Source organism: Paenibacillus sp. FSL H7-0350 (assembly GCF_038593195.1).
In the GTDB taxonomy this organism is placed as follows: Bacteria; Bacillota; Bacilli; order Paenibacillales; family Paenibacillaceae; genus Paenibacillus_AQ.
Window position 1 is genome coordinate 2,038,819 of sequence record NZ_CP151972.1, and the last position, 12,447, is coordinate 2,051,265.

General features: G+C 55.0%; 10 protein-coding genes. 9 read left to right on the forward strand and 1 reads right to left on the reverse strand.

Features of this window, described 5'->3' with window-relative positions:
• Positions 1 to 39 precede the first annotated feature (39 nt).
• Both NYE24_RS09615 and NYE24_RS09620 read left to right on the forward strand, forming a co-directional pair.
• Entirely contained in the window at positions 40 to 1,401 is a 1,362-nt protein-coding gene (locus tag NYE24_RS09615) for a metallophosphoesterase (protein WP_342478536.1), read from the forward strand.
• Positions 1,402 to 1,475: 74 nt separating this feature from the next.
• Positions 1,476 to 2,378, forward strand: a complete 903-nt coding sequence (locus NYE24_RS09620; RefSeq protein WP_036698814.1) for a manganese catalase family protein — start codon at positions 1,476 to 1,478, stop codon at positions 2,376 to 2,378.
• A 123-nt stretch (positions 2,379 to 2,501) separates the two neighbouring features.
• Here the strand turns inward: NYE24_RS09620 and NYE24_RS09625 are convergent, their stop codons facing one another.
• Complete coding sequence (locus tag NYE24_RS09625) at positions 2,502 to 3,608, reverse strand: hypothetical protein (RefSeq protein ID WP_036698533.1); 1,107 nt, start codon at positions 3,606 to 3,608, stop codon at positions 2,502 to 2,504.
• 199 nt (positions 3,609 to 3,807) lie between these two features.
• Here NYE24_RS09625 and NYE24_RS09630 point away from each other — a divergent pair, with 199 nt between their 5' ends.
• From NYE24_RS09630 to NYE24_RS09660, 7 genes are all read left to right on the forward strand, one after another.
• Positions 3,808 to 4,026 (forward strand): hypothetical protein, encoded by a 219-nt coding sequence (locus tag NYE24_RS09630; RefSeq protein WP_036698535.1) that lies wholly within the window; start codon positions 3,808 to 3,810, stop codon positions 4,024 to 4,026.
• 226 nt (positions 4,027 to 4,252) lie between these two features.
• A complete protein-coding gene (locus NYE24_RS09635) occupies positions 4,253 to 5,248 on the forward strand; it encodes a LacI family DNA-binding transcriptional regulator (protein ID WP_036698537.1) in 996 nt (331 codons plus the stop codon).
• A 137-nt stretch (positions 5,249 to 5,385) separates the two neighbouring features.
• Positions 5,386 to 6,807, forward strand: coding sequence for a tagaturonate reductase (locus tag NYE24_RS09640; protein ID WP_084649027.1), 1,422 nt, complete (start codon positions 5,386 to 5,388; stop codon positions 6,805 to 6,807).
• Positions 6,808 to 6,932: 125 nt separating this feature from the next.
• A complete protein-coding gene (locus tag NYE24_RS09645; RefSeq protein WP_341026026.1) occupies positions 6,933 to 8,420 on the forward strand; it encodes an altronate dehydratase family protein in 1,488 nt (495 codons plus the stop codon).
• 39 nt (positions 8,421 to 8,459) lie between these two features.
• Positions 8,460 to 9,881 carry a glucuronate isomerase gene (gene uxaC / locus NYE24_RS09650; protein ID WP_342478537.1) on the forward strand — a complete coding sequence of 474 codons (1,422 nt, stop codon included), beginning with the start codon at positions 8,460 to 8,462 and terminating at the stop codon, positions 9,879 to 9,881.
• A gap of 17 nt (positions 9,882 to 9,898) precedes the next feature.
• Entirely contained in the window at positions 9,899 to 10,585 is a 687-nt protein-coding gene (locus NYE24_RS09655; protein WP_342478538.1) for a rhamnogalacturonan acetylesterase, read from the forward strand.
• Positions 10,586 to 10,893: 308 nt separating this feature from the next.
• A complete protein-coding gene (locus NYE24_RS09660) occupies positions 10,894 to 11,736 on the forward strand; it encodes a sugar phosphate isomerase/epimerase (protein ID WP_342478539.1) in 843 nt (280 codons plus the stop codon).
• The last annotated feature ends 711 nt before the right edge of the window (positions 11,737 to 12,447 follow it).

The window sequence follows — 12,447 nt, forward strand, 5'->3', positions numbered from 1 at the left end:
TTTTTTGCATTGTTACCCTGGAAAAGAGGTGCTGGCCTAATGAAATTCATCCGTAAGTATGCTATCCTTCCTCTTCTGCTCCTGATGCTCTCCTCCTGTAACGGACAGGATGCGGCCGAGACGGAGCCGCAATACCGGATTCAGTCCGGTCATGATCTGAGTATCCTGACAACGAGCGATACCCATTATTTAGCGCAGGAGCTTAGAGATCTCGGGCCTGCCTTCCAGCAGTTTCTGGCTGCCGGTGACGGCAAGCAGCTCGGCTACAGCAAGGAGATGATGGAGACTCTGGGCTATGATATCGGAATCCGCAAGCCGGATGTGGTGATTATCAGCGGGGATCTCAGCAACAACGGGGAAGAAGCCAGCCATAAGGAGCTGGCCGGGCATCTGAAGCGCATTGAGCAAGACACCGGAACCCGGATCTATGTGATCCCGGGCAATCATGATATCCGGAATCCCTGGGCCCGGAGCTTCCGCGATAAGCGCCAATACGCCACAGATTCCGTGAGCGCCACAGCGTTCCGCAAAATCTATGGCAGCTTCGGTTATGATGAGGCCCTGCTGAGAGACGAAGATTCGCTCAGCTACCTGGCTGCCCCGTCGGAGGAGCTATGGCTGCTCATGCTGGATACTGCACAGTACGGAGACAATAAAGCGCTGGGCCATCCCCAGCTGGAGGGCCGGGTCAGTGACCGGACCCTGGAATGGATCGCCGCCTGCGGTGCGAAGGCCGCTGCCGCAGGCGCGCAGCTTGTGACGGTCATGCATCACAGCCTGCTGAACCACAGTGAATTCATTCAAGAGGGCTTCACTGTAGAGGACCATGCCAAGGTTACAGATGCCTTGATGAAGAGCGGCGTGCAGACGGTTCTCAGCGGGCATATACACATTCAGGATATCAGTGAATACAGTCATGACGGGGAGCGCATCTATGACATTGCCAGCAGTGCTTTATCCGTTTATCCCCATCAATACGGACTCTTAACCTTTTCCTCCGCCCGTCAGACTCTGGATTACAGCACTGCAAGATTAGGGATGGAGCAATGGGCAACAGCCACCGGCAATACAGATCCGAATCTGCTGGGCTTCAGGGCCTACAGTGAAGCCAACTTCCGCAAGCGGTCTGCCACCCGGAGTTATTCCCGTCTGGCTGAAGATCCCGCTTACGCCAGCTATACGGAGGCTGAGCTGAAGCAAATGGCTGACGTTGTCGGAAGGCTGAACGAGAATTACTTTGCAGGCTCTGCAAGTACGGACAATGCAGCCTTGACCGCCACAGCAGGCTACCGGCTCTGGCAGGACGCCCCAGCGGGCGGAACGAGAAGCTATGTTCTGAAGATGGCCTCGCAGCAGCCGAAAAGCAATCATGAACTGCATGTCCAGCTTCCTCAGCGGTGATGTTTGAAGAACTGGAAATAGGTGCAAGATAGACACGTATGCTTACACCTATTGCTGAGGAGATGATGATCACCATGTTCACACGTATGGATGAGATTATGATTGAAATCCCGGACGTCGAGAAACCAGATCCTAATGCTGCAGCAGCCGTTCAAGAGCTGCTCGGTGGCAAATTCGGTGAAATGTCAACACTCAATAACTACTTGTACCAGTCCTTCAACTTCCGCTCCAAGGACAAGCTGAAGCCCTTCTACGACCTGGTGATGAGTATTACCGCCGAGGAACTGGGCCATGTTGAGCTGGTCTCCCACGCCGTGAATAAATGTCTAAGAGGTTCCACAGCCTATAAGAAGCCGGATTCCACGCCGCTGGGGGATGTCAAAGACGCACGGCTGTCTTATCACTTCTTGGCGGGCGCACAGGGAGCCATGCCATTCGACTCTATGGGCAATCCATGGACCGGAGCCAATGTGTTCAACAGCGGTAACCTGGTAGAGGATCTGCTGCATAACTTCTTCCTGGAGTGCGGGGCCAGAACCCATAAAATGAAGGTCTACGAAATGACCGACCACCCTGCAGCCCGGGCGGTAGTCGGCTTCCTGCTTGTCCGTGGGGGCGTTCACGTAGTCGCTTACGCCAAGGCGCTGGAGATTGCCACAGGCGTCAATGTCACCAAGCTCGTGCCGATTCCTTCCCTGGACAACAAGGCGTTCAATGAAGCCAGGAAGTATGAAGAAAAAGGCGTCCATACGAAGCTCTACACGTGGAGCGATAAGGATTTCAGCTCCATTGACCAGATCTGGAAGGGTACCCATCCTGAAGACGGGCTTCCACTGGAGGTCATTCAGGGTGTACCGAAAGGCTTCCCTATCCCCGAAGCCCCGGAATTGAAGGAAGAATTCGCACCGGGCATCTCCGCCGAGGAATTCAAGGAGATTGCCAAACGGCTGAAAATGGCCGGGAATATTCATGACTAGCAGCCAGAGCCAAGCCTAGCGAATAATAGCACCCATAGAGAAGCGGATGTCCTGAAAGCCATGAACTGGCTGCCGGAACATCCGCTTTGTTTGGGTATGGATGCTTCAAAGATCTCCGCCTTATCACTCAGGCTCAAGCAGCAGTGAGGTATCGGCAACAGCCTGTCCATTCACAAGCAGCACAATCGTATGCTCACCGGGATAGTGCTTGCGTGTGGTCAGGTTGGCCCAGCGGTGGGTCCGCGTACCGGAGAGTCTGGTGCCGCCGGGCACGGTTTTGTCGGATAAAAGAAACAGCTTGCGTGAGGTCTTGCCGCCGGCCTTGACGAAGTTGATCCCGTATTCAATACGGATGCGCACCGGACCGCCCTCCCGGATCGTCAGAGCGTATTGCAGCTCACAGTGCTCTCCGATCCGCAGCACGGCCGAGTCAGCCGCCAAGGCAGCCGAGCTGACCAGCGGGGTGCCGCTCTCCTCCTGGGCATATCCGAACAGCTCCATGATCTCAGGGTCGGCTTTGCGGATCAGCGAGCGGCAGCCATGCCGCACAATCCAGTTTGTATTCACATCACTGCCCAGCCAGTTGCGGGCAGTGGCTATGACGATATCGGGGTGATCCTTCGCGATATCGTTCAGGTTGTTGGCTACACTTTTGCGCACATAGAGTGACGGGTCAGCCTTCAGCTTCTCCAGTAGCGGCAATAGCGGAGACGGGTCGCGCTTGAACACCGGCAATGCCTGGCCCCAAGGCAGTCGGGGACGGCTGCCCTCGCTGGCGAGCCGCCGTACATGCTCCCCCGGATGCTCCGCCCAGACCAGCATCTGGTCCATCATCCGCTGCGGATCACGCAGCAGGAACGGCCTGACGGCAAATTCCGCCGAGGACCCCGGGGTGAACCGCTCCAGCGCCTCCATCGATAGCTCCCAGTGCTCCCCGCTTCCGCCATACACCTCCACGAAATCCGGGAAGATCAGATACGGGAAGCCGACACAGTCCTTATCTATCGCATACAATATCTTCAGCGCTTCCTCATAGGCCGGGGGCAGGCAGCTGCCCAGCGTCTCTGTAATCCGCCGCATCCTTGCCTTCAGCTCCAGCTCCTCCCACGGCTCCTTCATCGCCTCAGCAATGAAGCGGCCTAGCTCAAACGAACCGTAGACAGCTTTAATTTTCATTCCCAGGCTGTGCAGGAATTCTTGGTTGTACATTGCTTTCAGGGGTTCGGCCATTCTTGAATTCCTCCTGCTGTGATTGGATTCTCTTATAATGAGAGCATAACATACGAACCGGACATCCCTGTGTCAACTTCCGGCTGGATATATATACACAAAGTATAGCCTATGTTCAAAACCGGCAGCCTGTCGTACAATAAGATTTAAGTTTTTTCCCGCTGATGTTGAATTTATCCGATGAAAGGACTGGGACTTTTTGCCACAGACACTTGTTAAAAATATTGATTTTTTCGTAGCCGCACTGTCACAGACCTTCGTATCTGCCCTCCAGCTTGACCCTGACGGAATGTATTCCCAGGTAGGCAGCGGAGTCGTTGAGAAATTCTCTGATGAGTACGTCCGGCTGAAAAGATTCGACGGCACCACCTCGCATTACGCCCGCGACATTACGAAATTCCAGCACAACCATGCCTGAGAAGGCTTCGGGGTCTCTTCATCAAAGGAGAAACAGAGGAGAAACAGCGCTCGCCCTTGATCCTCCCTCCCCTCTTCAAACGCAGACCCTGGACCCTGATCCGGGTCTGTTTTTGCGTTCACTTTTCACAAAATATTAACGTGTGCATTCCAATAAACTATTGACTTGACGCTGCTGGAGAACTAAACTGAAATCGTTAACAATTCCATGTACCCGGGGAGAACCTATGATTACCATCAAAGATATTGCCCGTGTTGCCGGTGTGTCCCATACTACCGTATCGAGGGCTTTGAACGGCAACCCGCTGATCAAGAAAGCCACCCGGGATAAGATTGAACGGATCGCCTCCGAAATGAATTATGTGCCCAATTACAGCGCCAAGAGCCTGGTCACCAAGAGATCGTTCATCATTGGCCTGTTCTTCTCCAGTATTGAGCAGGGGACATCCGCAAGCTTCCTGGTGGATGCGATCAAAGGCATTACGCATAGCCTCGATGAGAACTATAATCTGACGGTAAACGGGATCGACGGTGTACAGCATTTCAGCAATATTCAGCCGCAGCGCTTCGACGGTATTCTGGTCATGAGCCAGAGCGATGAAGACAATGCCTTCATCTATCATGTGAAGAAGATGGGCATTCCGCTAGTGGTGCTGAACCGCCAGCTCGAGGACCCGGGCATCATGAACGTGGTGGCCAATGACCGCGAAGGCGTGAAGGAAGCGATTGATTATGCTGTGCAGCAGGGTCACTGCAAGCTGGCTATTATTGAAGGAAAGCCCGGCTTCAAGTCCTCAAGCGAACGTAAGCAGGGCTTCCTGGACAGTCTGATTGCAGGCCGGCTTCCGCTGAATCCCGATTATTTTGCCGCAGGAGATTATAGCATTGAGAGCGGATATGCCGCGATGAGCAAGCTGCTTAGCCTGGAGGACCGGCCTACGGCTGTGTTCTGCTCCAATGATGATATGGCGATTGGCGCCATGAATGCCTGCTATGCCCACAAGGTCCGGGTACCGGAGCAGATCTCACTGATCGGCTTCGACGATATGATGTTCGCCCGCTATACGAATCCTGCCCTGACCACCGTCCGCAAGCCGATTGCTGAGATCAGTGAACTGGGCATCACCATGCTGATCCAGCTGCTTCAGCAGCCGGAGACCCCGCCGCAGCAGCTGTTCGTCAAGACTTCGCTGGTTGTGCGGGATACGGTGGCCGCAGAATAACTCTACCAGAACCCCAGACGCTATTTTCTGCAGATACGGAGCCTTCCTGGAGAAGTGAAGGAATTCCGTATCTTGCTTAAAATAAAATGTTAACGTGTGCAATTTATCACTGTATTCTAAAGGAGATCATGACCACTATGACAAACCGTTTATCCAGAAGCACTCACCCGGAGCTAACCCTCCATCCTGAACGGATGATTCAGTTCGGCGAAGGCAACTTCATGCGTGCGTTCGTGGACTGGCAGCTGCAGCAAATGAACAATCAGGGTCTGTTCAACGGCAGCGCCGTCCTCATTCAGCCTATTGCGCAGGGACCAGGCGGAGTAGCTGAACTGATGGCCGCTCAAGACAACCTCTACACCGTACTGCTGAATGGCATCATGGACAACGAGACCGTCAATTCCCGCGAAATTATCAGCTCGGTCAGCCGGGTGATTAACCCATATACCGATTATGAAGCTTATCTCGCGCTCGCCGAGAATGATGATCTGGAGTTCATTACCTCCAATACTACCGAAGCTGGTATTGCCTATCTTCCAGGCGACCACGCAGATGATGCTCCCCCTAAGAGCTTCCCGGGCAAGCTGACTGCGCTGCTCCACCGCCGCTTCGAGCTTGGCAAGAAAGGCTTCGTCATTATCCCCTGCGAGCTGATTGACCGTAACGGCGAGAAATTGCAGGAGATCGTAGAACGTTATGCGGCTGACTGGAACCTTGGCGCAGAATTCCTGCAATGGCTGAAGTCCGAGAACACCTTCTGCTGCAGTCTGGTCGACCGGATTGTTCCTGGTTATCCGCGTGACCAGGCTGCTGCCCTGGAAGCTGAGCTGGGCTATCTCGATAACGTGATGGTAACCGCAGAACCTTTCCTCTTTTGGGTTATTGAAGGACCGGAGTCTCTGGCAGAGCGCCTGCCGCTGGCCAAGGCCGGACTGAATGTGGTGGTGACACCGGATATGACGCCTTACCGCGAACGCAAGGTTCATCTGCTGAACGGACCGCATACTGCTATGGTTCCTCTGGGCCTGCTCGCCGGGCTTGAGACGGTTGAAGACGTCATGAATGACGGTACCTTCTCCCGGTTCGTGAAGCAGTTGATCGAAGAGGAACTGATTCCTATGCTGGATCTGCCTGCTGATCAGCTATTGTCCTACGCCGATGCCGTACAGGAGCGCTTCCGCAATCCGTTCATCCGCCATGAGCTGACCTCCATCTCGCTCAACAGCATTTCCAAATTCAAGGCCCGCCTGCTCCCGGTCCTGCTTCGCTACCAACAGGAACGCGGTAAGCTTCCGGAGCGGATGACTCTCGCCTTCGCCGCCCTGCTGCTCAGCTACCGTGGAGACCGTATTCCCCGGCAGGACGGCGCAGAGGTACTGGCAGTGTTCGATCAGGCCTGGAGCCAGCCGGCTAGCTTCGTGAACACTATTCTTGCCGACACCAGCCTGTGGGGACAGGATCTGACCCAGCTGCCTGGACTGGCTGCTGCGGTTGCCGCCCACTTGCAGCAGCTGGAGCGTGAAGATTCCCGCGCAGCATTACAGGAACTCGTCGGCTGAACCCGCTTGTTTGTATGAAGAATTTCAGGGAAGCGCAGACTTACAAACTTGGCATATGCTTCCGAAGCGAGTTTGTACGAAGAATTTCAGGGAAGCGCAGCTTACAAACTTTTAGGAGGGTCAACATGAAAAACTTAATGAAAATGAACCCGCGAGATACGGTAGCTGTAGCCTTGAGGCCGATTGCTGCCGGAGAAGAACTGACGATAGACGGACTGACGGTTCAGGCCGCCCAGGAGATTCCGCAGGGTCATAAGATTGCCCTGACCGGCTTCAGCAGCGGAGATACGATTACCAAATACGGAGCTCCGATCGGTCATGCCACAGTTCCAATTGCCGCAGGCGACTGGATTCATACGCATAACATCAAAACCAATCTGTCCGGCGAGGAAGAATACGAGTATGTGCCTGATGTCCATCCGGTAATCTATCCGCGCCGTGATCTGACCTTCCAGGGGTACCGGCGGAGTAACGGCAAGGTGGGCATCCGTAATGATCTGTTCATTATTCCGACTGTGGGCTGTGTGAACGGCGTGGCCGAGCAGATGCTTCAGGAGTTCAAGGCCGAGCATCCCGATCTTGGCGGATTCGATAACCTGACCGTGCTGAAGCATCCTTACGGCTGCTCCCAGCTGGGCGATGACCACCGCATGACCCGCAGCATTCTGCTCGATGCCGTCAATCATCCCAATGCAGGCGGTGTACTCGTCTTCGGCCTGGGCTGCGAGAATAATATCGTCTCCGAGTTCCGCAGCATGCTGGGCGATCATGACGAATCCCGGGTTAAATTCCTGGTGGCTCAGGAGGTAGGCAATGAGCTTGAGGCCGGTCTTGTGCTGCTGGAGGAGCTGTATGAAGCCGCTGCGAACGACGTTCGTGAGCCGGTTCCGCTCAGTGAGCTGAACATCGGGCTGAAATGCGGCGGCTCTGACGGGTTCTCCGGTATTACAGCCAACCCGCTGCTAGGCGCATTCTCCGACTTCATTATCTCCCAGGGCGGGACCTCGGTGCTGACGGAGGTACCGGAAATGTTCGGTGCGGAGAAGGTGCTGATGGCCCGCGCGGAGAGTAAGGAGGTCTATGATGATATCGTCTCGCTGATCAATAACTTCAAGCAGTATTTCCTCTCTTACGGTGAGCCTGTCTATGAGAATCCGTCTCCGGGCAACAAGGCCGGCGGCATCAGCACGCTGGAGGACAAATCGCTCGGCTGCACCCAGAAGGCCGGATCGTCACCAGTGGTGGATGTATTGCAGTATGGCGTGAAGCTGCGCAAAAAAGGACTGAGCCTCTTGCAGGCTCCCGGCAACGATCTGGTCGCTGCCTCCGCGCTTGCCGCTTCGGATTGCCAGCTCGTGCTGTTCACAACGGGCCGCGGCACGCCTTTCGGCAGCTTTGTGCCTACGGTTAAGATAGCAACGAACAACGACCTTTTTGCCAAAAAAGGCCACTGGATGGACTTCAACGCCGGTCCCCTGCTGGAAACACCGATGGCCGATGTACTGGAGGAATTCATCACGTATATCATTGATGTCGCCAGCGGCCAAAAAACACGGAACGAGCAGAATGAAGTGCGTGAGCTGGCTATTTTCAAAACAGGCGTTACTTTGTAGTAGAACTTATTCCAATCCATTCAAAGGGAGATCCTATTCATGTTCCTAAACGAGGACTTCATGTTGTCCGGCGAAACAGCACGGCTACTCTTTCATAATTACGCCAAAACCATGCCCATTATCGATTACCACTGCCATCTGGACCCGCGCGAAATCTATGAGGACCAGCCATTTGAGAATCTGACCGCAGCCTGGCTGTACGGCGATCATTACAAGTGGCGGCTGATGCGCGCGAACGGCGTGCCTGAATCGCATATTACCGGTGACGCCTCTGATTATGATAAATTTCTGGCCTGGGCCCGTACACTGCCTAAGGCAGTAGGCAACCCTCTGTACAGCTGGACTCATCTGGAGCTCCGCCGTTTCTTCGGTGTAGAGGAGATGCTGAATGAAGCCACGGCGCCGGCCATCTGGGAGAAGGTCAACCGTAAGCTGGCTGAACCGGGCTTCACCCGGCGCGGACTGATCCGCAGCAGCGGTGTCAAGGTGATCTGCACCACCGATGATCCGGCAGATTCCCTGGAGTATCACAAGCTGCTGAGTGAGAGTGAGACTGCCTTCCAGGTGTTCCCGACCTTCCGTCCTGACAAGGCGCTGAACATCGATGCCGAAGGCTTCGCCGCCTGGATCGGGAAGCTGGAGTCGGCCTCCGGCCTGCCGGTCAAGAGCTATGCCGGGCTGCTGGATGCCCTGCGTAACCGTGTTGCCTTCTTCCACGAGCAGGGCTGCCGCCTGTCGGACCATGCGCTGGATGTTCTGCGTTATGAAGCGGGTGAACCTGAAGCGGTTGAAGCTATTTTTGCCAAAAGAATGCAGGGAGCTGCGCTGTCGCCGGAGGAAATCACCCGCTACCGCACTGAGCTGCTGACCGCGCTGATCGGCTTCTATCATGACAAGGACTGGACTATGCAGCTTCACCTGCATGCTTACCGCAACAACAATACGCCGATGTTCCAGCGGCTTGGACCGGATACCGGCTATGACGGCATCAACGATCTGCCGCTGACCACAGCACTGTCGCAGCTGCTTGACCGGGCCGAGAGCGGCAGCGGCCTGCCGAAGACGATCCTCTACTCGCTGAATCCCGGCGACTACCCTGCCCTGCTGGCTCTGCTGGGCTGTTACCAGAAGGACACCCCCGGCAAGCTCCAGCTTGGCTCCGGCTGGTGGTACAACGATACGCGCAGCGGCATGCGCCAGCAGCTGACCCTGCTGGCCGAAGGCAGCCTGCTCGGCAACTTCGTCGGCATGCTGACCGATTCGCGCAGCTTCCTCTCCTATACCCGGCATGAATATTTCCGCCGCGTCCTGTGCGGGCTGCTCGGTGAACTCTCCGAACGCGGGGAAGCGCCGGATGACCTCAGCGTCCTGGGGGCTATGGTCGAAGATATTTCTTACAATAACGCAGCCGGATATTTCGGGTTCCAGACTGCAGGCAGTGCAGCCGGGATCTCCGTCTAGATGGAGGAATGCTGAAGATGCCGACAATCTATATCGCCGGAGACTCTACCGCCGCCCAGAAGGGCGGCGGGGAATGGCCGATGGCCGGATGGGGTGAATACCTGCAGCAGTATGTCAGCAGGAAGGTGCGGATTGAGAACCGGGCCATCAACGGACGGAGCACACGCTCCTTCCTGGCTGAGGGCAGACTGGCAGACATGGAGCGGGACTTCCTCCCCGAAGACTTCCTGCTGATCCAGTTCGGCCATAATGACCAGAAGCTGGAGGACCCTCTCCGTTATACAGAACCGCATACCGATTACCGCGAGAATCTGAAGGTATTCATCGATTCCGCCTGCAGCCGGGACTGTACGCCTCTGCTGCTGACCTCGGTCAGCCGCCGCAGGTTCACCCCGGATGGTGAACCTGATCCGCTGGCGGTCGGACTCTATCCGCAGGTCATGCGGGAGGTTGCCGGGGAGACCGGAACGCCTCTGCTTGATGTTTTTGCCGCCTCCCAGCAGCTCTACCGCAGACTGGGAGCCGAAGCATCAGCCGGGCTGTTCATGCACCTGCCGCCGGGTGCCCGCCCCAACTATCCGGACGGCATTACGGATGACACGCATTTCTCCAGATCCGGGGCGCAGCAAATCGCATCGCTGGTAGCCGAAGCGCTCGCACAGTGTGCGGAGCTGAAGCTGCTGCACCCGTATCTGCGGGTGTAGGCGGGGGTTGCAGACAAGGTAGCAGAAGCGCTCGCATAGTCTATGGAGCTGAAGCTGCTGCAGCCGATCTGCGGGTGTAGGCGAGGGATGCAGACGAGTGTGTCGTGCGGATTAGGTTGTGCATCCGCCTGTAGGTCATCGCAAACATACCGCACATTATTCGCCATGCTTAGATGTTGCTTCAATCCTCAGTCAGCATGACCAGGCCGCCTGTGACCACTTTTGGACATAGGCGGCCTGATTTGCGGGAACCAGCCCTGCGGGTTCCATACGAACTCTTACCTCTGAATATAAAGGAGTCTAACCCTATGACCGTTCCATTTCACCTGGGCGTCCGTGCCCATGACTTCAAGCGGTGTCCGCTGCCGCAATTAATAGATAAGCTGAAGGAGCATGGCTTCCCGGCAATTCAGTTGGCGCTGCATAAGTCTTTTCCGGAGAGTGTGACTGAGCTTGGCGCACTTAGTCCGGGTGTTGCTGCGTACTATTGCGATTCCTTCAGACAAGCGGGTATCAAGATTGCTGTCCTCGGCTGTTATGTGAACATTATTGATGCCGACCCTGGCAAGCGTACTCAGGCGCTGAGCGACTTCAACACTCATCTGCGGCTGGCCCGTGACTTCGGCGCAAGTCTGGTTGGTACGGAGACCGGCAGCGTAGGTCAGGGATATACGCCGGATAATTTCACGGAGGAGGCTTTTGGACAAGTGGTTGACTCCGTTAGTGCCATGGTTACTGAGGCCGAACGCTTCGGAGTAACTGTAGGCATCGAGGCAGGCGTCAACCACCCGCTCTACACGGCCCCGTTAGCCCGGCGTCTGCTGGATACTGTGCCGTCTAATAACCTGCAAATTATACTGGATGCCGCGAATCTGATGACCCCGGACAATTATCTTCAGCAGGAGCAGATTGTGGCAGAAGCGCTGGAGTTGCTCGGCAACCGGATCGCGGTCCTGCATCTGAAGGATTTCACAGTTAAGAACGGCGCCATCGACATCGTTCCTGCCGGACAAGGCATGCTGAACTTCGCCCCGCTGCTCCGCTACATGAAATATAAACGCCCGCATATCCAGGGCCTGCTGGAGAGCACTCCTGAGGAACATCTCCAGGCCAGTGCGCAATTCCTGCGGAACATGTATAACGAGGTTTAACAAAAGTGCCCTGCGGATGGAGGTTAGGTGGCTGGGTAAGAGATGCTCAATAATGGATGTTGGATTAGAGATGATTTGTGATGAATGAGATGTAATTAATGAGGGATGCGGTACGGACTTGTGCGGTCCATACAGCTTGTGTCACTAACTATGTCTTACCCATCCGCCCACTTTTGGGGCATCGGGGGCATTCAGGGGCACTTGTGCTCTTCATTTGCTCAATTGGCCTGCGTTTGCTGAATTCAGGGGCACTTGTGCTCCTGAGTTGCTCACTTTGGGTGTATCTGATTTACGCATCCTCGAGCCTGCCCAGTGTATTCGATTTTCCACACACATTTGCTCTACATGCCTCACTGCTGCCCAACGTATTCGGTTTTCCACACACATTTGCTTCACTCACCTTCGCGCCAACACATACTTCCCAGCGACACACTCCCTTTAACTACGACAGACAGATATTACGATTACTGTACAGTACAAAAAGTACCCCGCCGTATCGATGCATGGGGTACTTGTGCTGCATTCTTGTGCTGTATTTCCGTGCAGCAACGTACAGAGGGACAGATACAATATACGTATGAGTAACAGAGTAATAGAGTAATAGACTTATAGCTATATAGCCTTAGCATCATAACTTACAAACTAACACCAATAATCTTGCACAAACTGCAGCTTCTCCCCCAACATATACACTCATTGCTAGTATTGTTG